Here is a 21,770-nt window from a genome sequence, read left to right on the forward strand (position 1 = left end):
AAAGCTATTACCGTTGCAAGGTGGCGCAAAGGCTCATACTATCCTCACACGTCAGTTCGGCTAGTGAAGCAACAAACCTCGGTCGCAAACCAAGGTTTACAAAAAAACCGCCCCGCAAAGGCGGTTTTTTTTCGTCTGCCTTTTCACTGCACCCGCCGACGAAAAACAGCTCACAACGCGCGCGCCCACGTCTGACTTACCAGGTCCTTGCCAAAGCTGTGAACCGCCTCCTCCTCCACCAACTCAAACYCGGCCTGCTGATAAATCTTGCGTGCAGCCGTCAGGTTGCTGGTCGTCCACAAGGTCATTTTCTGGTAACCAACCTGACGGGCGAAACGCAGGCACTCCTCGACCAGACGACTGCCAATACCTAAGCCCCGCGCACTGGCGTCGACGTAGAGCATGCGCAGTTTGGCGGTCGTTTCATCCTGGCGGACGATGAACACCGAACCGATGACCTTGCCGTCCTTTTCGGCAATCCAGCAGCGCTCACAGGTGGGGTCGTAATCGCGCAGGTACTTGGCGACCACCTCGGCCACCAGCACCTCGAACTCCGAATTCCAGCCGTATTCGCGGGTATACAGTGCGGTTTGCTGTTGCATCACCGTACCCATGTCGCCGGGTTGCGGATCGCGTAATACGTAGGTTGAGTCTTTGTTGCCTTGCAGCAGTGTCTGGATCAGCGTCATGGCGCCGATCAGTTGTTTCTGCTGCGGTTCTGGCAATCGCTCGAGCATGGCGACGATCTGTTCGCGGGAAGCCTTTTCCAGCGGGACCAGAATTTCGCGCCCGAGGTTGGTGAGGTGCAATTGCGCAGCGCGGCCGTCCGTAGGCGACGGCACTTTCTGGATCAAGCCGCGCTTTTCGAAACCGCTGATGATGCGGCTCATGTAGCCGGCATCGAGGCCGAGCATCTGGCGCAGTTCAGCGCTGGTCAGGTCACCGCGCGACGCCAGTTCATACAAAATGCGCAACTCGGTCAGCGAGTAGTCGCTTTGCAGCAGATGCTCCTGCAATACACCGATCTGATGGGTGTAGAAGCGGTTGAAACCGCGCACGACGTCGGCTTGCTCGAGGAGATGGCTGCTGGACATGACAAATGCTCAATTAATTGCTTAAAGCAACTATATATTTGCCAAAAGCAACCATGTCAACAGAAAGCTATCGGCACTTGGCCAACACCACCTGACAGGTATCCGGCGTGCCCCCGGAGCGTCCGGCATAGCGAATGCAGTTGTTCATCGACTTCTGCCGGGCCATGTTCAAACTGGAACCCCAGGCCAGACCGCCCTCGCCGACCGACGGCAGGGCTTTGGCGTAGCAGGCATCGCCAACACCTGAAGGTGGATAATGTTTTCGGCTGGAGCAACCTGCGGTAAACATCAGGCTAAGGCCGATCAGGGTGAGCATGCCCCAGAGCGAGCATCGGTTGAGCATCGTATTCCACCTGTCGCCAAAGGGGTCGTAACCTGTTGAGTCTAGCCCCCTCATCTGCACAAATCTTCTAAACCTCGATGAGCATTGCGCGGTATTTTATGGGGCCGCACCTTTCAATGGCGAACACTGGAGCTTTCGTGGATAAACGCAACTGGATCGAGCTGTCCCAGGATGCCGACACCGGGATTGAATCGATTCGTGCTCATTTTCAGGGGCATGCCTACGATCCGCACTGGCATGACAGCTTCCTCGTCGGCGTCACCGAGCAAGGTGTGCAGCAGTTCAACTGCCGCCGCGTGCGTCATCGCAGTACCCCGGGCAATGTGTTCCTGCTGGAGCCGGGGGAAATCCACGATGGCCAGGCGCCGACCGAGGAAGGTTTTACCTATTCGATGCTCTACCTCGATCCGCACTGGCTGGAGCGTGAAATGCACGCGCTGTTCGAAGACGCACCGTCCGACAGCCAGCCCGGTTTTGCCGACACGCTGAGTCAGGATCCGCGTCTGGCCACAGCGATCAATCACGCTTTCCATGCCTTGCATGACGGCGATCTGCGCATCGTCCGGCAGACCGCCATCGACGGTCTGCTGAACTCGCTCACGCGTCATCTCGACTGGCGCAAGCGCCAGGTTTTCGATCCGCGCCTGCCATTGGTGGCGCAACTGGCGCGGGATTACCTGCACGCGCACACCTATGAAGATATCGGTCTCGATGATCTCGCGCGGGTCTGCGGGGTGGACCGTTTCCGTCTCAGCCGGGCGTTCAAGTCTGCCTTTGGTCTGGCGCCGCACGCCTACCTGATCCAGTTGCGCCTGGCCAAGGCGCGGCAGTTGCTGGCGCGCGGTGAAACGCCGGCGCAAGTCGCCAGCGTGCTCGGTTTTGCCGATCAGAGCCACCTCGGTCGCTGGTTCCGGCGCGCCTATCAACTGACGCCGGCGGATTACCGCAAACGCTGCTCAAACCTTCCAGACTGACGCACGCCGTCTGGCGATCATGGATACCTGTGTTGATTTTCAGGGAATCCCGATCATGGCGTCATTACTGCCCTTCCTGCTGTTTGCTTTCGTTGCCTCGATCACGCCGGGGCCGACCAATATTCTGGTGTTGAGCCACAGTTCGCGCCAAGGCCTGCTCGCCACGTTGCCGATCATTTTTGGCGCCTGCGCGGCGGCGGCCCTGATCGTGCTGGTGGTCGGCCTCGGTGCCGGCGAAACGTTGCTGCGCTACCCGCGAGTGCAGCAAGCCATGGCCTGGGGCGGCGTGCTCTGGTTGAGCTGGCTGGCGTGGCAGATCTTTCGCAGCACGCCGCCATCACTGAACCCGGCGGATGCCCAGGAAGAACGTTTCAGCGTGCTGAGCGCTGCCATGCTGCAACTGGTCAATCCCAAGGTATGGATGATGGCGGTGGCAGTGGTCAGCGTGTTTGTTGGCGGGGGTGACAAGCCCCTGCGGCTGCTAGTGTTGTCACTGGCGTTTTTGCTGGTGTCGCTGCCGTGTATGACGTTCTGGGCATTGCTGGGTGTGGGCAGCGCACGGTTGATGGGTTCGCCACGGGCGTTCAAACGCATGAATGCGGCACTGGCGTTGTTGCTGCTGCTCTCGGCATGGCTGACCGTCCTGGCATAACGCCCCGTCAGGAGCTGCCGAAGGCTACTTCTACGCAGGAATGGGCTGTCAGCTCAGGCCACGTTCGGTGAGGAATGCCGAGATGTAATCGATGAACGCCACCACCTTCGCCGTGGCCCGCCGATGGCTCGGGTACACCGCGAGAATATGCGGGCCGAAGGTATCCGGGTCGATGTCGTAATCAGCCATGACCCGCACCAGTCGCCCGTCGGCAATGTACGGTGCGGCGCTCCACAGCGGCGTGTGTAGCAAACCGCGCCCGGCCAAAGCACTGGCCAGCAGCAAGTCGTAATTGTCGCTGCGCAACCGCGGCGCCGCCGGTTGCGCCAGACTCAAGCGCTGCCCGTCGCGCTCGGCCCACCAGAATTCGCGGCTGAGCAACGGGTGCTGATAGAGCAGCCACTCATGCTGCTCAAGGGTTTGCGGAGTCACCGGCAAATCCTTGCGCGCCAGGTACTCCGGACTGCCGCACAGGGCCAGTCGATTGCTACCCACCACCCGCGCAATCAGCCCCGGCAAGTCATCGTGGCCTTCACGCAGCGCCAGGTCATAACCACTTTCCAGCAGGTTGACGAAGGCATCGCACAGGTCCACTTGCAGACTGATCTGCGGATATTGCTGCAGAAAGCCGTCACACACCTGATCGAGAAACGCCCGTCCATACGCCAGCGGCGCGGTGATTTTCAGGTTGCCGCGCAAGCCGTGCTGCAACTGCTCGATTTCCTCGTTGGCCTCGTCCAGCCGCTGCAACACCAGCCGTGCGGTTTCCAGGTACACCCGACCGATTTCGGTAAGCAGGATCCGCCGTGTGCTGCGCTCAAACAGGCGCGCACCCAGCTCAGATTCCAGGTGATTGACCGCTTTGGTCAGCGCCGACGGGGTCTTGCCCAACTGCTCGGCGGCGCGGCTGAAACTGCCGAGCTGCGCGGTGACCACGAACATTTTCAATGCACCCAGCTTATCCATACTTTTTCCATTCAGGCAAAAACGTTTTTCGTGAGGGAGGCGTTCTGTCGGCCGCTGTCAGCCACTAATCTCGCCATCAGACGCAATAACAAGGAAATCTTCAATGAAAAGATTCATCCCGAGTCTGTTGGTAGTCGCTGTAAGTTTTGCCTCGATGGAAGCCATGGCCGCTGCTGATCTGATCCTGCTCAACGGCAAGATTTTCACTGCCGACCGCGCACAACCCAAGGCGCAAGCACTCGCCGTAGAGAACGGCAAAGTGCTGAAGGTCGGCACCGACGCGCAGATCAAAGCCCTGATCGAATCCGGCACCCAAGTCATCGATCTCAAAGGCAAAGCGCTGATGCCCGGCCTGATCGACAGCCATTCCCACGCGATTTTCGGCGGACTGGAAATGGTCTCGGCGAACATGGAAGACGAAGTCGTCAGCCTCGACGAACTGCAAAAACGCCTGCGTGGCTGGCGTGCAGACGGCAAGGCCAGGCACGGCGATGTGCTGAGCATTGCCGGCATGAGTTCGGTTTACTGGGCGCAGGCCGAAGCCTTGGGCAACACCTTCAACAACGGCGAATGGGCCAATGTGCCAGTGGTGTTTATCGGCAGCGACCACCACACGGCGTGGGCCAACAACGTCATGCTCAAGCGCGCCGGGATTGATGCGGCTCTGCTGAAAACCCTGCCCGACGCAGAAAAAGACACCATCGGCAAACTGGCCAATGGTGAGCCGAACGGCTTTGTGGTCGACGCCGGTTGGGACCGGGTCGCCTCGAAAATGCCAGTGCCAAGCCCTGCCGACATGTTGAACGCCGCCAAATCAGCGGTGCGCTACAACAACAGCCTGGGCATCACCGCGTGGATGGATCCAGCCGCCAACGCCGCACCGGGGGAAGCGGTGTTCGCCCTCAAACCGACCGAGAAAACCGTCGGCGTGCTGCCGGCCTATAAAGCCCTGTCGGAAAGCGGCGACATGAGCGTGCACGTCGCGGCGCTGTTGGTGGCCAACCCGAAAAGCCTACCCGCCGACCTCGATACGCTGGACAAGGTGCGCCAGCAATTCCAGGGCATTCCCAACCTGACCCTGCCCGGGATCAAGATCTTCGCCGACGGCGTGATTGAATTCCCGGCGCAGAGCGCGGCGATGATCGACCCGTACAGCAACTCGCACAAACAGGGCGAACTGCTGATCGATCCGCAGCATTTCGGCGAACTGGTCAGCGCCATCGACCAGCGCGGCTGGCTGGTGCACATCCACGCGATCGGCGACCGTGCGGTGCGGGAATCGCTGAACGGCATTGCTCAGGCGCGCAAGGATCGTCAGAGCGGCGTGACCCACTCGATCACTCACCTGCAAATGGTCAACCCGCAAGAGTTCGCCCGCTTCAAACCGCTCAATGTCATTGCCTCAATGCAACTGCTGTGGGCCAGCGCCGACGACTACACCACCGACATGATCAAGCCCTACGTCAGCGCCCTCGCCTTCCGCTACCAGTACCCGGCGCATTCGCTGCTGAAACAGGGCGCGACGATCGCCGGCGCGAGTGACTGGCCGGTGTCGACACCGAATCCGTTCAACGCCATGGCCCAGGCGATTACCCGTGTCGGACCGTTGGGTGTGCTCAATGCCGATGAGCGTCTGGACCGTGAAACCATGTTCTACGCCTACACCGTCAACGCCGCGCGGACCATTGGCCTGGAAAAGCAGATCGGCTCGCTGACGCCGGGCAAGCAGGCTGACTTTATCGTGCTCGACCGCGATGTGTTCAGCGTCGACAACAAAGCCCTGCATGACACCCAGGTTTTGCAGACCTGGTTCGGCGGCCGTCAGGTCTATACCGCCACCCAATAACAACAACCATCCCACCCTGTGGGAGCGAGCTTGCTCGCGAAGAGGCCAGTCCATTCAACATCTTCACTGACTGACCCACCGCCTTCGCGAGCAAGCTCGCTCCCACCTGTTTTGTGAGAGTGGCCGATATGGCATTCCCACACACAGTTTTCGTACTGCCCAAAAATAATCACAACATCGGGACCTCACATGAAAGCCTTGCCCCTGTTCGCCCTGAGTTTCTTGAGCGTGCTGCCCTTGAGCAGTTTTGCGATCCCCTTGAACGATGACTTTGCGCTGGAGGTAGACCTGGCCCTCGCCAGCGACTACCGCACGCGGGGCATCTCGCAAACGCAAAACGACCCTGCCGTGCAAGCCGGTCTCACCCTCGCGCACAGCAGCGGTCTGTACCTCGGCGCGTGGAGTTCCAACGTCGATTTCGGTGGTGGTCTGAAAACCCGTCAGGAAGTCGATTACTACGGCGGCTGGCTGTGGCAGGCGACCGAGGAAGTCAGCCTCGATCTGGGCTACATCAAGTACGCCTACCCCAAGGAAAGCCAGTTCAACCAGAGCGAGGTCTACGGGATTCTCGGGGTTTACGGGGTGAAGCTGGCGGCGTATTACTCCAGTGATGCGCCGGGGATCGATAGCAAGCAGAGTTCGCTGTACAGCTACATTGGTTATGAAACCGAGTTGCCGTTCGACTCGGGACTGAAGCTGCGTTACGGCAATATGGACTTCAAGGATCCGCATCTGTACTCGGCGTCCGGGCAGGCCGAGGACAGTTATCGCGAGTGGGAAGTCAAACTCACCCATAACCTCGCCGGCGTGGTACTGGGCCTGAGCTACATCGACACCGATCTCTCACAAACCCAATGCCTGAGCAATTGGGGCTTCAAAGATGTCTGCACGGCAACCGTCGTCGCCAGCGTCAGCAAATCTTTCTGACCCCACCGAGATCCATTGTAGGAGTGAGCCTGCTCGCGATAGCGGTGTGTCAGACAACACATCGACACCTGACACACCACATCGACACCTGACACACCGCTATCGCGAGCAGGCTCACTCCTACAAGGATTTGCTTCGAATTCGTTAGTTGTTACAGGATGTTTACGAATTTTTTACTAATGTTCTTCTACAGTTACACGCGCAACCGCGTGGTTTTCTATTCAAGTAGAGGAATGTTTGACATGGCTTTGGGCAACGGACTGCGTTTACCGTCCATCACTCCTACCCGACTGGTGCTGCTGTTTTCTCTGGCGCTGGTGGCGTTGTACAACCTGGCGACCTGGAAGGCGCTGGGCACCCTGATCACTTTGCAAGGTGCGCACAAACTGGCGTTTTTCGCCTCATTCGCGCTGTTTTTGTGGGCCGCGATCACCCTGCTGCTGACCCTGGTGTCGTTTCGCTGGACACTGAAACCGGCGCTCACCCTGGTCGCCTTGCTCTCGGCCTGCGCTGCCTATTTCATGAACGAATACGGCATCACCATCGACACGGTGATGATTCAGAACGTCTTCGAAACCAACCCCGCCGAAGCCACCGCGCTGTTCAGCGGCAAGCTGTTGGCTTACCTGCTGCTGCTCGGGGTGTTGCCGGCGGCGCTGATCTGGCGCTGGCCGGTGAGTTATCGACCGTTCTTTCGCGGCCTGCTCAACAAGGTGCTGGTGATCATCGCCTGTGTGCTGGTGATCGCCGCGTCGGTGGGCGCGTTCTATTCGACCTACGCACCAATCTTCCGCGAAGAAGACAAGCTCACCCACTTCATCAACCCGACCAACTATATCTACGCGATCAGCAAGTACGCCAAGCAACGCCTGGGCATCAAAAAACATTTCGTGGTGCAGGCCATCGGCGAAGACGCGGTGATGAGCGCCAACGCGGCCAGCCGCGAGAGGAAATCGCTGATGGTCTTCGTGGTCGGTGAAACCGCCCGCGCCGATCATTTCTCGCTAAATGGCTACGAGCGCGAGACCAATCCCGAACTGAGCAAACTCGACATCCTCAACTTCACTCAGGTGCATTCCTGCGGCACGTCGACGGCCGTCTCGGTGCCGTGCATGTTCTCGATGTTCCCGCGTGAGGATTACAGCGACAAGAAAGGCAAAACCTACCAAGGCCTGCTCGATATCCTCCAGCGTGCCGGCGTGCAAGTGCTCTGGCTGGACAACAACAGCGACTGCAAAGGCACCTGCCTGCGCGTACCGCATCGCGACATTTCGAAGAATCAGCCGGGGCCATTCTGCGATGGCAACAACTGCCTCGACGAGGCGCTGTTGCAAGACCTGCAAAGCTACATCGACAGCCTCAAGGGCCACGCGATCATTGTCCTGCACGCCGATGGCAGTCACGGCCCGGAATACTACGAGCGTTACCCGAAAGAGATGGAGCGCTTCAAACCGATCTGCCACACCAACCAGTTGGGCAGTTGCAGCCGCGATGAACTGGTCAACGTGTACGACAACACGATTCTGTACACCGACCATTTCCTTGCCAAGGTCATCGAACTGCTCAAGCGCAATCAGGACTCACTGGACACGTCGATGGTTTACGTTTCCGATCACGGCGAATCGCTGGGCGAGAACGGGCTGTACCTGCATGCGGCGCCGTATGCGCTGGCGCCGCAAGCGCAGACCCATGTGCCGATGGTGATGTGGTTTGGCAATGGCACGCTCGCCAGTGAAGGGATCGATCGCGGTTGTTTGCAAGGCAAGACCGGGCAGGCCGATCTGAGCCACGACAACCTGTTCCACTCGGTGCTGGGGTTGTTTGATGTGAGGACGTCGGTGTATCAGCCGGGGCTGGATATTTTTCATGGCTGCCGGCCTTCGATGACGGCTGCGCAATAACCTGGATGCTGCGCAGATCCCTTGTAGGAGTGAGCCTGCTCGCGATAGCGGTGGATCAGCCAACATCATTGTTAAATGACACACCGCGATCGCGAGCAGGCTCACTCCTACAGGGGGATGTGGTGGATCAGGGGATGAGGTTTGCCAAATAGGCCCACGGGTAGATGCCGCGTTGATGGCCGTCGCTGAAGATCAGTTGCACGCCGTAGCCCTGCGGGTTGAGTTCGATCAGGCGCACGCGATCATCCACCCGTGGTGTCATGCCTTGGAGGCGAAACGCGCGGCATTGCGAGCATGGGCACTGACGGCGCAGTTCGGCGTGATTGAGCTGTTGTTCGCGGCCATCCGGCCAGCTCAAGCGCAAGGCGCCTTCGCTTTGCGAATTAGCCATCGACAGCGGGTTCATTGCAACTGACTCAAGGCGATGCGCACGGCTTTGCGCACCTCCGGGTCGCCGTCGTCCTGCGCGGCCTGCAACGCGGCCACGGCGCCGCGATCATGCAGTTCGCCCAAGGCCAGCGCGGCCTCTTTTCGCAGGTTACTGATGCGATGGCCGAGGGTGTCGATCAGGGCGTCCAGCGCCGGGGCGAAACGCAAACGGCCGAGGCTGCGAGTGGCGCGCAGGCGCACTTGCCAATAATCATCGCTCAAGGCTTCGACGAGCGCGGAACCAGCGTCAATGTGGCCGACCTTGCCCAAGGTCGTCGCGGCTTCTTCGCGTACTTGCCAGGCGTCATCCCGCAAGGCCTGGCACAGGGCTGGCAACACTTCGGCGCTGGAGGCCAAGCCCAAAGCGCCAGTCGCAGCACGGCGTACTTCGGTGTCGGGGTCAGCGCTGGCCAATCGTGCCAGCGCGGGCAAAGCGTCGAACTGCTTGAGCCAGCCGAGCACGCCCACGGCTTCACGACGAACGCTGGCGTCGGCATCGTTCAGCGCCGAAACCGCTGCCGGCGCGGCGGCGGCGAAACGCAACTCACGCAAGGCACGGAATGCGGCGATACGCACACTGACGTCGGCGTGATCGGTCCACGGCAAAATCACCTGCCCCGCCGCTTCCGTTTTGAGCAAGCTCAGGCTCTGCGCGGCGGCCGATTGCACGGCGGGCGACGGGTCGGTCAAGGCTTCACACAAGGCCTGCACGACGCCCTCATCTTCCCAGGCTTCCAGCAAACGTGCGGCTTCAGCGCGAACCTCTTCGGCGGGATCTTGCCTCAGGCGATCAACCAGCCAGAGCAAGCCATCCGGTTCTTCCAGATCCGCCAGATCAATCAGCGCAATGCGTCGCACACCGGCGTCTTCAGCGGTGAGGCGCGGTTGCAGATCGAGAATGTCCTGGTTATCGGTCACAGCAAATATAGAGGTCATAGGGCAAATCGCGGCAAAGGGTTTTCGGGAGGCAGACCGAGCGGGTTGAGGCGCGGCAGCGGTCGGTCGTTGTCGTGGCGCAGCAGATCGAGGCAGTGGCGTTTGAGTCGGGAGAATTCAGGGCTGGTGACCAGTTCGCTGGTGCGTGGCCGGGCGAAATCCAGGCGCAAGTCTTCGATGATTCGCCCCGGTCGCGCGCTCATCACCAGCAAGCGGTCAGCGAGAAACAGCGCCTCGTCGATGTCATGGGTGACGAACACCACCGTGGTGCGGATCCGCGTCCAGATGTCCAGCAGCAGTTCCTGCATGTTCAGCCGGGTCAGCGCATCCAGCGCGCCGAACGGTTCGTCCATCAGCAGCAAGCGCGGACGGTTGACCAACACTCGGGCGATCTCGACGCGTTGCTGCATGCCGCCGGAAAGCTGATCGGGCCAGCGTTCGGCAAAACCTTCGAGGCCGACCAGTTTGAGGATGTCATCGGCGGCGCGGTGGCGCTCAGCCTTGCCGATGCCACGCATTTTCAGGCCGAAAGCCACGTTGTCACGCACCGTGCGCCACGGAAACAACGTGTGGTGCTGGAACACCATGCCGCGCTGTGGAGACGGCCCGGACACCGCCGCGCCATCGACTTTCAGACTGCCGGCATGCGCACTCAGATGCCCGGCCAAGGCGCCGAGCAAGGTCGATTTGCCACAACCAGACGGACCAAGAATGCACACGAACTGGCCCGGCTCAATCTGGCAATCAAGTTCACGCACGGCTTCGAACGCTTCACGCCCTGCGCCGAGGACGATGGACAACTGGCGAATGTCGATCCGCCCTTCCGGGGTTTGCATCACGCTCATCAGGCTTTTCCTCGCGGTCGATGCCAGGGCGTGAACAGCCCGCCGAGGCGTTTGATCAGCAGGCTGCTGCCCATGCCCAACACGCCGATCAGCAGCATGCCGACGACGATGTCGGCGTAGTTCTGAATCGTGTAGGACTCCCAGGTGTAATAACCGATGCCGAACTGACCGGAGATCATTTCCGCGGTGACCAGACAGAACCATGAGGTACCCATGCCGATCGCCAGGCCCGTGATGATGCTGGGTGCGGCGCCGGGCAGGATCACTTCCAGCAGGATCGCCCGGCGCCCTGCCCCGAGGCTTTTCGCCGAGGCGATCAGGCGTGGGTCGACGCCTTCGACGCCGTGTACGGTGTTGAGCAGGATCGGGAACAGCGCGCCGGTGAAGGTGATGAAGACCATCGACAGTTCGGAGGATGGGAACATCAGGATCGCCAATGGAATCCACGCAACGGCGGGGATTGGGCGCAGGACTTCCAGCGGTGGCAGCAGCAGGTCTTCGGCCCACTTCGAACGGCCGATGGCCAGACCGAGGGCGATGCCGATGACTAGCGCCGCGAGATAGCCGGCGAAGACGCGGCTGAGGCTGGCGGTCAGGTGCTGGAGCAACTTGCCAGAATCGCCCAAACCGAGCGCCGCTTCGATCACCGCGATGGGTGTTGGCACGTTAGCGAAGGTGACCAGGCCGAGGTTCCAGTGGTGGCTGGCGGCGAGTTGCCAGAACAGCAGGCAGAGCAGCAAGGAGGCGGCTCTTGATGTCCAGCGGATGGGTGTTTTCATGGAGCGGGTTTCCGGTTCTGGATCTGTGTGATGGCTGATATTTACCCCCCTCACCCCAGCCCTCTCCCCCCAAGGGGGGCGAGGGGGAAAGGGAGCCGATCTTCGTGCTTTTCAAAACCTGCGTTCGGCTCGAAAGGGAGCCGACCTGCGTGCTTTTCAAAACCTGCGTTCGACTCGGTATTTCAAGTCGGCGTAGCGAGTCCAAACACCACGGTCAGTCCCCTCTCCCTCTGGGAGAGGGCTAGGGTGAGGGGCTCTTGATCTTCAACTAGCGGGCGACGACCGCCTGGGTCGTGGCATCCGTAAAATCGAGAACCTTGCCACCCTGCGCCGACGCATATTGCTGAGCCTGCCCCTTAAGCAAAAACGCACTCAACCGGCCCTTCGCATCACTGGCAAACCACGCCTGCTCAGCCAGCAACTTGATCCCGCTGTCACTCGCCTGTGCATACACGGCACGGATGTTTTTGCCTTCCTGCTTCAACGCCGCCAACGCAGTGAAAGCGGCCTCGGCGGAGGCATAGCGGCGCACTTTGTCCTCACCGCGCACCCAGATTTCCGCGACATGACTGAAGTCAGTAATCGCTTTCCCCGTCGTCGCATCCGTAGCCTTCAGTGGCGTCTGTGCGTAGTTGGCCAGCTGCGCCGTGTAGTCCAGACCCGACGCCTTGAACGCGGCGCGGATGTATTGATCGTCGATGAACGTATTCAGATCGAGGCCACGATCAGCCTTCTTCAACAGCTTCAACGTATCGATGGCCGTACCAACCGCCTGACGATATTCCGGCTTCCAGCTCAAGTCGCGGGTCTGCACGCCGAGCGGGCCGTGGAACAGGTAATTCACTTCGGCATCAACACCGGTGACTTTGGCGATCAGTTCGCTGTACTTCTCAGGCTCGGCGGCGAGCAGTTGATTGGCCTCGATGCTCGCCCGCAGGTACGCGACGACGATCTCCGGATACTTCTTCGCATAAGCCTGATCCACCAGCGCACCGTGGAACGTCGGCGCATTGGCCTGAGCGCCGTCGTAGATCTTGCGGGCGAAGCCCCGGCTCGGAAACAGCTCGGCGAACGGCACGAAATCAGCGTGGGCGTCGATCTTGCCGGCCTGCAACGCCGAGCCGGCGACTTCTGGTGGCTGGGCAATGATGTTGACGTCCTTGAGCGGATCCCAGCCCTGCTCCGCCACCGCACGCAACAACATGCCGTGGGCGGTGGAGGCGAACGGCACGGAAATGGTCTTGCCCTTGAGTTCGCTGAGCGATTGCACGCCGGACGCACTCGGCACGACGATGCCGTTGCCGCTGCCCTTGATGCTCCCCGACAGTACGCTGATGAACAGGCTGTGCTTGCCGGCAGTTTCGAACGCAACACCGTTGAACGCACCTGGGAAATCGGCCATGGCGCCGAAGTCGAGTTTGCCGGCGACCATCTCGTTGGTCAGTGGCGCGCCGCTGGTGAAGTTTTTCCACTGCACGTCGTACTTGGCGTCTTTGTAAGTGCCGTCGTGGGGCAGGTATTTGTCGAGCAGACCGAGTTCACGAATCAACAGACCGCCAGCGGCGCAATTGATGGTGGTGTCCTGGGTGCCGATGGCGATGCGGATGGTTTCGGCTGAGGCCGACAAAGTGAACGAAGCCAGTACCAGACCGGCGATTGCTGCACGCAACATGAGTGTTTCCCCTCGAATCATTTATTTGAGTTCGTCTCCGCCGCGATCAGGGCGCGGTGGGAAACGAGGGGTTGTCGGTGAATCCAGCGTCCGGTGTTTCCGGATGGCTAATGGCTTGCCACAAATCCCTGTGGGAGCGAGCCTGCTCGCAAAAGCGGTGTGTCAGGTGTCGATGTGCTAGCTGGATCACCGCATTCGCGAGCAGGCTCGCTCCCACAGTGGTCCGGGTTTCAACGCAGGAGATAGGGGATGTCGACCTTGACGGCGCCGGTCGGGCAATCCTTCTCGCACGGCATGCAGTACCAGCACTCGTCGAACGCCATATAGGCCTTCTGCGTCGCCGGGTTAATCGCCAGCAAGTCCATCGGGCAGACGTCGACACACACGGTGCAGCCCTTTTCGGCGATGCATTTGTCCTCGTCCACGGTGACGGGGGCGTTGGAGCGGAAGAAGATTTCCTGAGCTTGATAGGCCATGGTCCGGATTCTCTTTTAGGGGTGCATCAAGCGGCGAAAGCGCCAACCCGCAAGCGGTCGTACGCCTGCATTTCTTCGGCATCGAGCGGAATGATGTAAGGCTCGACGGCTTTCTTGAAACTGATCATCCGGCCGTCCTCGCCCTTCTTCAGATGGCAGTGGCAGAACCACTCGCTGTCGTTGCGCTGCGGGTGATCGACGCGATAGTGGTACAGGCCCCAGCGACTTTCGGCGCGAAACAGCGAGGCGCGTGCAGCCATTTCGGCGCAGTCGCGAATCACGCTGGTTTCCATCGCGCGCATCAGTTCATGGGCGTTGTTGGCCTTCATCTGCTCGAGATCGCGCTCGATGTCGCTGAAGCGTTGCAGGCCGATCTGCATTTTCCTGGTGACTTTCGGCGGTTGCAGGTAATCGTTGACGAAGCGCCGCAGCTTGTACTCGACCTGCGCCGGCGGCAGACCGTGTTCGCGATCCAGCGGGGCGTAGACCCGGGCCTTTTCCTTTTCGATCTGCGCGGCATCCAGCGCAGAAAACTCGCGCCCGGCGACAAAATCCGCCGCGTTGTGTCCGGCAAACCAGCCGTAGGTGAAGGCGCCGAGCATGTAATTGTGCGGCACAGCGGCCATGTCACCGGCCGAATACAAGCCTTTCACCGAGGTCTCGGCGCGTTCGTTGACCCACACCCCGGAGGCCGAGTGACCGCTGCAAAAACCGATTTCGGAGATGTGCATTTCGACCATTTGCGTGCGGTAATCAGTGCCGCGATTGGCGTGGAACTGGCCGCGACTCGGGCGCTCGTTGCTGTGCAGAATCTCTTCGATGTTCTGGATGGTTTCCTCGGCCAGGTGATCGAGTTTGAGGAACACCGGGCCGTTGCCGCTTTCCAGTTCCTGGTGGAATTCCCACATCATCTGCCCGCTCCAGTAGTCGCACTCGATGAAGCGTTCGCCCTTGTTGTTGGCGGTGTAGCCACCCAGCGGACCGGTCACGTAGGCGCAGGCCGGGCCGTTGTAATCCTTGATCAGCGGGTTGATCTGAAAGCACTCGAGGTTGGCCAGTTCGGCGCCCGCGTGATAGGCCATCGCGTAACCGTCGCCAGCGTTGGTCGGGTTCTCGTAGGTGCCCATCAGGTAGCCCGACGAAGGCAGACCGAGTCGCCCGGCAGCGCCACAAGCGAGAATTACAGCCTTGGCCTTGATCACATGGAAATCGGCCGTGCGGCAATCGAAGCCCATCACACCATTGACGGTGCCCTCCTCGTCAGTCAGCAACCGCGTGCAGACGAGACGATTGGTGATGCTCACCCGCGCACGTTTCAACTGCCGATAGAGGACTTTTTTGATGTCGTGCCCTTCCGGCATCGGCAGCACGTAAGCACCCATGTGGTGGACTTTTTTCACCGCGTAGTCGCCGGTTTCGTCCTTCTCGAACTTCACGCCCCAGCGATCAAGCTGCTCGATGGTTTCGAAACTGTGGGTGGCGTAGGCGTAAACGGCGGCCTGATTGACGATGCCGTCGTTGGCGATGGTAATTTCCTTGGTGTACTGCTCGGGCGTCGAGTGGCCGGGAATGATCGCGTTGTTCAGGCCGTCCATGCCCATGCTGATCGCGCCGCTGCGTTTGACGTTGGCCTTGTCGACCAGCAGCACGCGCAAGTCGCGGTTCTTTTCCTTGGCCTTGATCGCGGCCATCGGGCCGGCAGTGCCACCACCAATGACGACAATGTCGTATTCCTGTTCGAGCACGTTGCGGGTCATGCCTGCTCCCCTTTTTGCCGGTCGATCCGCAGGCGGTACTGGAACGCATCGCCACGGTAGTAAAGGTGTTCGAAGTCCAGCGGCTGGCCTTGCGCGTCGTGGGTCAGACGCTCGATGCGCATGATCGGCGAGCCGGCCTCGACGTTCAGCGCCTGGGTCAGATCGCTGTCAGCCAGCACTGCGTCGATGGCCAGATCGGCGTGGCCGAGGGCGATGCCGCAGTCGTTTTCGAGGATCAGGAAGATGTCGCGGGTGACCAGATCGGCCTTCTCCAGCCGCTCGCCGACGGCTTTGGGCAGGTAGGTGATTTCCAGCGAGATCGGTTCACGATTGATCAGGCGCACGCGTTTGATCTGCGTAACGATCTCGCCCTCGGCGACTTGCAAACGCTCGGCGACGCGCTTGTCGGCCGGGATGAATTTGAAGCTGCGCAGGCGGTTGATCACCTCGTAGCCACGGCCGGTCATCGACTCGGCGAGGCCTTGCAGGCTGCTGACGTTCTGAAAGGTTTTCGGTTTGGCGACGAAGGTACCTTTGCCGTGGATCTTGAAGATCAGCCCTTCTTTTTGCAGATCGCCCAGCGCCTGGCGCACGGTGATGCGGCTGACTTTGAACAGCACACCGAGTTCGCTTTCGGAGGGCATCTGGCTGTCTTGCGGGTATTCGCCGTCGAGAATCCGCGCACGGAGGACGTCGCGCAGTTGGGTGTGCAGCGGGACACTGCTTAGGGAGAGAACGTTATCGGTCATCACGGGATCACTTGTTATAACGAGTTATGACGTGATCTTAGAGATGTTATGACAAGGTTGAGAAATATTGTTTGGGCATAACCTTAGATACTTCACACGGTCGCTTTTTGTAGGAGTGAGCCTGCTCGCGATAGCGGTGGGTCAGTCATTGATGTGTTGTCTGACACACCGCTATCGCGAGCAGGGGGAATTGTGCGCTACTGGCGTTTGAGGATCTGGTCCATGACCCAGTCGGTCTTGAGCGCTTGTTCGGCGACGGCGGGATGTTTGGAATCTCCACGAATATGCGCATTCATTCCGAGCACGTGATGCCACTGGATGTGCTCGTGATGGGGGATTTCCAGGCTGAGGTGTTCATCGGCATGCAACTGCACGGGATGCTCATCAAACACCGAAAAACTGATCCGCCCGAGACTGCCAATGATCTCGACCCGATCCTCACGCCGATCCGCGACAAAGCTCCAGCAGCCCATGCCCAGCGCCCCGGAGGCGAACCGCCAACTGGCGCTGACGGCATCTTCCGCTGCATACAAACCAGCCTGACGCGCGGTGAATCCAGCGACTTCAACGATGTCACCGAGCAGATACTGAAACAGGTCAAAGCCGTGGCTGGCCAGATCGGCAAAGTAACCGCCACCGGCCACTGCCGGATCGGTGCGCCAGTTGTCGCGACCGTCCAGATCCGCCGGCGAAGGCGCCTTGGTCAGCGTCCAGCTCAAGTGCCGCACGTCACCGATGCGCCCCTCCTCCAACCATTGCCGCACCTGTGCAAAGCGCGGCAACGAACGGCGGTAGTAGGACACGAACAAGTGCAAACCGGCGTCGGCAAACGCTTTTTGCATCTCGCGACTTTGCCCGGCATTCAGCGCCATGGGCTTTTCCACACAGCAATGTTTGCCGGCCGCAGCGACTTTCAGGCTGTAGGCGTGGTGGCTGTCGGGCGGCGTGGCGATGTACACCGCGTCCACCTCAGGATCGTTGATCAGTGCATCGACGTCGGTGTAGACCCGCTCGATGCGGTGGCGCGCAGCGTAGTCGGTTACGGCTTCGAGGCGTCGGCCCATTACCGCCACCAGCGCCGAACCGGGCGCCTTGTAGAAGGCCGGCCCGCTCTTGCGCTCGGCGACGCTGCCACAACCGATCATGCCCCAGCGCACCACGTCCATGTCTCTTCCTTTAGCCGATGCGCAAGGCGCGCAGATCGAGGTGACCGTCCTTGAGCGGCGGGCACCAGTAGTAGCCGCCAGTGATTGGGCGGCTGATGCGATAGAGGCCATCGGTGATGCCGTCTTCCAGGCCGCTCATACGGCGCAGTTGCGCTTCGAAGGCATCCAGCGAGAAACCGAAGGCGAGGAACATCAGACCGGCACGATCACCTTCGATCCACGGCATCGAGCGGCGCACGACGAACGCTTCTGGGGCAAAGCTTTCCTGCGCGGTGCGTTTGACGTGGGCGGAGACTGGCGCGTCGTCGATCTCTTCGTTGTCGCTGAGGCGACGGCCCATGATGTTGTCTTTGTCCTCGGACGAGAGTTTGTGGAAACCCTTGAGGTCGTGCTGCCATTGCTGGATCGCGGCGAAGCTGCCGCCGACCATGCCGTCAGTGCCTGTACTTTGCAAAGCGGCAGCGATGGCGGCTTCGTCGTGGGGGTTTTCGGTGCCGTCTTCATAGCCGGTGAGGTCGTGGCCGTCCTTGTGGCGGAAGGCTTCCTGCATCTCGACCAGACGCAGGGCTGGTGCGAGTGCGGCTTCGAGAGCGTTGCAGCGGTTGAGCAGTTCACCACGGTCGACGCCATGCAGCCACACCCACAGTGCGTGCTGGGTCGACGGGTTCTCGACGCCAACACCGGTCAGCGCCGGGAAGCTGCGCAGGCCGCCGATCTGCACGTTGAGCGCCTTGACCAGGGATTCACCAAAACCGACCACCGCCGACTTGCCGTCCACCTGATTGAGCAGGCTGTCGAGCGCCTGCGGCAGGGCTTCAACCGACTCAAGGGCGAAAAACAGGTGACGCGCTTGCGCAGGAACAGGGGTGGCGAGAATGCCCGGCTGGTAGTAACTCATGTGAACTCCTTGGGAAAGTGCGCGGGAGTTTACCTGTGGCCGGAGGGTTTGTGTGGGTTTGGATGGAAGTCAAAAGCACCCTCACCCTAGCCCTCTCCCGGGGGGAGAGGGAACTGATTCGGGGATATTAGAGATCTACACCGACTTGAACGTGCATCGGTGAATCCATAATCGACCAAGATCTTTCAGGTCGATGCAACTCGCAAGACACCTCGGTCGGCCCCCTCTCCCTCCGGGAGAGGGCTGGGGTGAGGGGATGATCGAGGTAAGACACTGAATTGAGCGTGCATCGGTGAATCCATAATCGACAAAAATCTTTCAGGTCGATGTAACTCGCAAGACACCCCGGTCGGCTCCCTCTCCCTACGGGCGGTCCGACGTTTCGGGAGGGCTGGGGTGAGGGTTAGCGTCATTACGCCAAGCGCTAGGGCTCAGCCCCGTCCAGCGCTTGAACGCCCGCCGAAAACTGCGCACATCGCTGTAGCCCACCTCTTCGGTAATCCGTTCAATCGGCATATCGGGATTGGCCAGCAGACTCAAGGTCCGTGCCTGCCGCACTTGCTCCAGCAACGCCTCAAACGTCAACGCATGCTCAGTCAAACGCCGGCGCAACGTGCGGCTGCTCATATTCAAATCACCGGCAATCTTTTCAATGTGACTGCCGCTGCTCAGGTCCCGGGCGATCGCCCGCTCCACGGCCTGAATCAGATCGAGCTTCTGATGCACCTGCGCTGCTTCCAGCTCCAGCAATGCAACGGCCTGACGCAACGCCAGCGAATGATGATTAGGCAGGTGCACGTCCAACCACTGCGCATCGATCAGCATGCGATTGTGCAGGCAACCGAAGCGCACATCCGGCCCGAGCAGGCGGTGATATTCGGCCAGGTAATCCGGCGCGGCATGCACAAATTCCACGGCAATCGCCTTGAACTCAGCCCCCACCAGTGCGCGGCCATACACCAGCAAACTGGCGAAGAACTCCTCGACCGCAAACACCTGCACGTCGGCAAATGGCAGGCGGCATTCAGCATCGAGATGCACCTGCCCACCGACCACATCGACGCTGGACACGACGATGCCGCCCGACGTGTGCTGGTGACGAATGCCGAGGGCAAAGGCATCGCGCAAGGTCTTGCACAGTGACAACACGTGCCCGAGCAGGCCCAGTGTGCCGAGTACGTTCTGCGCCCCGACCCACAGCCCCAAACCCTGATTGGGCAGCACTTTGAGTGCGCGCTGAATCATCGCTACGGCCTGGCGATAGGAAATCCGCTGCGCCGGATCCTGCAGATCCTCAAGGGTGAAACCCAGACCACGGCACAGGCTCTGGGAATCGACTCCTCTGTTCTGCACGACTTCGGCGAGGGTTTGCAGGAGAAACGGCGAGACCAGCGCCAATTCAAAGGTCGGGTCTTGGACTTTTACGTTCATGGGGGCTGACATTCCGGATCACGCTTGATTGTTATTTTTGTAACCGGTTGTGTCGATGGAAGTTAGCACAAGGTTTACGGACTGTCCGCAGATGCCCCCCTCAGTGTCCGCCAATACCCTGCCCCAACGTACGCCAAACGCTTATTTCTAGCGTACCGGCGCTCCGAGCGACCGATACCGGGTCCCAATCACAATAATAATGAGGACAGTCATGAGCCCGAACCGCGTGAAATCCTTCTTGCCCCGCGCCCTTTTCATCGCAGGTTGCACTCTGACGTTGCCCGCCCTGGCCACCGAAGCCGGGGTCGACAACATCGGCACCGGCACCGACGGTTTCTTCATGCTGCCGCTGGAAGTCGACAGCCTTCCGCAGAACATGGTCGCGTTCAACCTCTACTACAACCATTACAAATCGACCAAGCTCAACATCAGCTCGCTGGGCGGCAAGGTGCCGAATGTCGAAATCGAATCCACCGCGGTGATTCCGCGTTTCGATTATTTAAGCCCCGTGCGCGTGTTCGGCGGACGCCTGGCCGGCTACATCGCCCAGCCGTGGTTGAAGCAGGAAGTCTCGGTGTTCGGCCTGAGCGACACCCGCGAAGGCATGGGCGATACCACCTTCGCGCCGATCATTCTGTGGGACATGGGCAAAAACCTGACCCTTGGCGCCGCCGTGGAAGTCACCGTGCCCACCGGCGAATACAGCGTCGATCGGCTGGCCAACACCAGCAACAATTTCTACACCTACAAGCCGCTGTTCTCGTTCACCTGGCTGCCGACTGAACGCACCGAAGTCTCGATGAAGACCACTTACAGCTTCAACGAAAAGAACAAGGACACCGATTACAAGTCCGGGCAGATTTTCCACTTCGATTATTCCGCCAGCTACAAGATCACCGACGACCTGATGCTCGGCGTCAACGGCTACTTCCTCAAGCAGGCCACCGACGACAAACAGTTCGGCCACACCGTGCAGTTTGCCGGGCAGGACGTTGATGATGGCGTGCGCGGCAAGGTGTTCGCGATTGGCCCGGCGCTGCACTTCACCTTTCTCAAGTACGCCAGTGCGGAGATTCGCTGGGCCAAAGAGTTTGATGTGGAGAACCGGCCGGAAGGGGAAATGTTGTGGGCGAAGGTGAGTATTCCCTATGCGTTCTGAGTGTATTTGTAGGAAAGAACACCCGGTTTTGTAGCCTGAAAACCTGAAAAACGGAGGGGAGGAATACGCCTACAGCGGCGGTCGAGATTACCGGACAACAGGGGGAAACGTCTGGCAGATTTAAAGGGTGCGCTTGCAGATACTGGGCTCCGTTATCCCATGGATCTTCAAGGGCTCATGGGGTGCATCGTCTGCCAGTGACGACAATGGGCCATTCCCCCCTTAAACTGCTGAGATTGATCACGGAGATCACTATGAGCATATTACTTTCCCCGTTTTACTCTGACTTCGAATCCGAAGAAGAGGCCGAGAGCTACGATCGCTGGTTTCGGGCAGAGGTACAGGATGCACTCGATGATCCTAGTCCTGGTATTCCCCATGATGAGGCTATGGCGATGCTCGACCAGATGCTGGAAGAGATGCGCAGGAAGCGCCGCTCTGCTGCTTGAATGGAGCAGCAAGTCCTCGCGTCAACTGGCTGACATTTTCAAGTACATCGAGCAACACAACACCAACGCTTCAATTTCGCTAAGACACAAGGTTGGTGCGGCAGCACAACGGCTTTCATCAATACCTTACGGTTACCGACCTGGCCGAGTGCCTGGTACTCGTGAGATGGTGATTCATCCGAACTATCTGCTGGTCTATCGAGTGAATGGGCGCATCAGAATACTGAGGGTGCTTCACGCCCGACAAAAATACCCTTCAACTTCATCAACATAAAAAAAGGGCGACCAACCGGCCGCCCAAACGTACTACACGAGAGTCTT

The 21,770-nt window shown here is 59.8% G+C and carries 22 protein-coding genes; 8 read left to right on the forward strand and 14 right to left on the reverse strand.

All coding sequences use genetic code 11. The features are described from left to right. Positions 1–170: 170 nt before the first annotated feature. Together AC1DVF_RS13595 and AC1DVF_RS13600 are read right to left on the reverse strand one after the other, a co-directional pair. Positions 171–1,094, reverse strand: coding sequence for a bifunctional helix-turn-helix transcriptional regulator/GNAT family N-acetyltransferase (locus AC1DVF_RS13595; RefSeq protein WP_477782606.1), 924 nt, complete (start codon positions 1,092–1,094; stop codon positions 171–173). A 67-nt stretch (positions 1,095–1,161) separates the two neighbouring features. Then, entirely contained in the window at positions 1,162–1,437 is a 276-nt protein-coding gene (locus tag AC1DVF_RS13600) for a hypothetical protein (RefSeq protein ID WP_116255676.1), read from the reverse strand. A 137-nt stretch (positions 1,438–1,574) separates the two neighbouring features. Between AC1DVF_RS13600 and AC1DVF_RS13605 the strand changes: the two genes are divergently transcribed. Beyond that, positions 1,575–2,411, forward strand: coding sequence for an AraC family transcriptional regulator (locus AC1DVF_RS13605; RefSeq protein WP_116255677.1), 837 nt, complete (start codon positions 1,575–1,577; stop codon positions 2,409–2,411). Between the two features lie 55 nt (positions 2,412–2,466). Next, positions 2,467–3,063 (forward strand): LysE family translocator, encoded by a 597-nt coding sequence (locus AC1DVF_RS13610; protein WP_477782607.1) that lies wholly within the window; start codon positions 2,467–2,469, stop codon positions 3,061–3,063. A 48-nt stretch (positions 3,064–3,111) separates the two neighbouring features. Here the strand turns inward: AC1DVF_RS13610 and AC1DVF_RS13615 are convergent, their stop codons facing one another. Then, positions 3,112–4,029, reverse strand: coding sequence for a LysR family transcriptional regulator (locus tag AC1DVF_RS13615; RefSeq protein ID WP_460090680.1), 918 nt, complete (start codon positions 4,027–4,029; stop codon positions 3,112–3,114). A gap of 103 nt (positions 4,030–4,132) precedes the next feature. Between AC1DVF_RS13615 and AC1DVF_RS13620 the strand changes: the two genes are divergently transcribed. The 3 genes from AC1DVF_RS13620 (at position 4,133) to AC1DVF_RS13630 (ending at position 8,703) form a co-directional block, all read left to right on the forward strand. Continuing rightward, a complete protein-coding gene (locus tag AC1DVF_RS13620; RefSeq protein ID WP_460128341.1) occupies positions 4,133–5,875 on the forward strand; it encodes an amidohydrolase in 1,743 nt (580 codons plus the stop codon). 189 nt (positions 5,876–6,064) lie between these two features. Then, positions 6,065–6,802, forward strand: a complete 738-nt coding sequence (locus tag AC1DVF_RS13625; protein ID WP_257358355.1) for a TorF family putative porin — start codon at positions 6,065–6,067, stop codon at positions 6,800–6,802. Between the two features lie 248 nt (positions 6,803–7,050). Then, a complete protein-coding gene (locus AC1DVF_RS13630; RefSeq protein ID WP_477782623.1) occupies positions 7,051–8,703 on the forward strand; it encodes a phosphoethanolamine transferase in 1,653 nt (550 codons plus the stop codon). A 127-nt stretch (positions 8,704–8,830) separates the two neighbouring features. On the opposite strand, the gene AC1DVF_RS13635 is transcribed toward AC1DVF_RS13630, so the two are convergent. The 11 genes from AC1DVF_RS13635 to AC1DVF_RS13685 all read right to left on the reverse strand — a co-directional run bounded on the left by AC1DVF_RS13635 (position 8,831) and on the right by AC1DVF_RS13685 (position 19,841). Beyond that, the gene (locus AC1DVF_RS13635) at positions 8,831–9,109 is read right to left on the reverse strand and encodes a DUF971 domain-containing protein (RefSeq protein ID WP_460090675.1); all 279 of its coding nucleotides are present in this window, start codon (positions 9,107–9,109) and stop codon (positions 8,831–8,833) included. Next, a complete protein-coding gene (locus AC1DVF_RS13640) occupies positions 9,106–10,068 on the reverse strand; it encodes a HEAT repeat domain-containing protein (RefSeq protein ID WP_477782608.1) in 963 nt (320 codons plus the stop codon). The genes AC1DVF_RS13635 and AC1DVF_RS13640 overlap by 4 nt, the downstream gene beginning before the upstream one ends. Beyond that, positions 10,065–10,913 (reverse strand): ABC transporter ATP-binding protein, encoded by an 849-nt coding sequence (locus AC1DVF_RS13645; protein WP_427120567.1) that lies wholly within the window; start codon positions 10,911–10,913, stop codon positions 10,065–10,067. The genes AC1DVF_RS13640 and AC1DVF_RS13645 overlap by 4 nt, the downstream gene beginning before the upstream one ends. Further along, complete coding sequence (locus AC1DVF_RS13650; RefSeq protein WP_102901951.1) at positions 10,913–11,692, reverse strand: ABC transporter permease; 780 nt, start codon at positions 11,690–11,692, stop codon at positions 10,913–10,915. The genes AC1DVF_RS13645 and AC1DVF_RS13650 overlap by 1 nt, the downstream gene beginning before the upstream one ends. A 268-nt stretch (positions 11,693–11,960) precedes the next feature. Beyond that, a complete protein-coding gene (locus tag AC1DVF_RS13655) occupies positions 11,961–13,385 on the reverse strand; it encodes an ABC transporter substrate-binding protein (protein ID WP_477782609.1) in 1,425 nt (474 codons plus the stop codon). A gap of 209 nt (positions 13,386–13,594) precedes the next feature. Then, positions 13,595–13,840 carry a 4Fe-4S dicluster domain-containing protein gene (locus AC1DVF_RS13660; protein ID WP_003225615.1) on the reverse strand — a complete coding sequence of 82 codons (246 nt, stop codon included), beginning with the start codon at positions 13,838–13,840 and terminating at the stop codon, positions 13,595–13,597. 26 nt (positions 13,841–13,866) lie between these two features. Next, positions 13,867–15,597 (reverse strand): fumarate reductase/succinate dehydrogenase flavoprotein subunit, encoded by a 1,731-nt coding sequence (locus AC1DVF_RS13665; RefSeq protein WP_477782610.1) that lies wholly within the window; start codon positions 15,595–15,597, stop codon positions 13,867–13,869. Further along, on the reverse strand, positions 15,594–16,346 hold the full coding sequence (locus AC1DVF_RS13670) for a GntR family transcriptional regulator (protein ID WP_477782611.1): 753 nt from the start codon (positions 16,344–16,346) through the stop codon (positions 15,594–15,596). Before AC1DVF_RS13670 ends, AC1DVF_RS13665 begins: the two co-directional genes overlap by 4 nt. Before the next feature lie 197 nt (positions 16,347–16,543). Next, a complete protein-coding gene (locus tag AC1DVF_RS13675) occupies positions 16,544–17,512 on the reverse strand; it encodes a Gfo/Idh/MocA family protein (RefSeq protein WP_477782612.1) in 969 nt (322 codons plus the stop codon). Between the two features lie 10 nt (positions 17,513–17,522). Beyond that, positions 17,523–18,410 carry a Dyp-type peroxidase gene (locus AC1DVF_RS13680; protein WP_477782613.1) on the reverse strand — a complete coding sequence of 296 codons (888 nt, stop codon included), beginning with the start codon at positions 18,408–18,410 and terminating at the stop codon, positions 17,523–17,525. Positions 18,411–18,773: 363 nt separating this feature from the next. After that, positions 18,774–19,841 carry an AraC family transcriptional regulator gene (locus tag AC1DVF_RS13685; protein WP_477782614.1) on the reverse strand — a complete coding sequence of 356 codons (1,068 nt, stop codon included), beginning with the start codon at positions 19,839–19,841 and terminating at the stop codon, positions 18,774–18,776. Positions 19,842–20,052: 211 nt separating this feature from the next. Here AC1DVF_RS13685 and AC1DVF_RS13690 point away from each other — a divergent pair, with 211 nt between their 5' ends. The 3 genes from AC1DVF_RS13690 to AC1DVF_RS13700 all read left to right on the forward strand — a co-directional run bounded on the left by AC1DVF_RS13690 (position 20,053) and on the right by AC1DVF_RS13700 (position 21,723). Further along, positions 20,053–21,000 carry a SphA family protein gene (locus AC1DVF_RS13690; protein ID WP_477782615.1) on the forward strand — a complete coding sequence of 316 codons (948 nt, stop codon included), beginning with the start codon at positions 20,053–20,055 and terminating at the stop codon, positions 20,998–21,000. A gap of 254 nt (positions 21,001–21,254) precedes the next feature. Then, positions 21,255–21,449, forward strand: coding sequence for a type II toxin-antitoxin system RelB family antitoxin (gene relB, locus AC1DVF_RS13695; protein WP_122600383.1), 195 nt, complete (start codon positions 21,255–21,257; stop codon positions 21,447–21,449). After that, positions 21,382–21,723, forward strand: a complete 342-nt coding sequence (locus AC1DVF_RS13700; protein ID WP_127930382.1) for a type II toxin-antitoxin system RelE/ParE family toxin — start codon at positions 21,382–21,384, stop codon at positions 21,721–21,723. Before relB ends, AC1DVF_RS13700 begins: the two co-directional genes overlap by 68 nt. The last annotated feature ends 47 nt before the right edge of the window (positions 21,724–21,770 follow it).

The sequence above is a fragment of the Pseudomonas sp. P4_D7 genome (genome assembly GCF_056401755.1).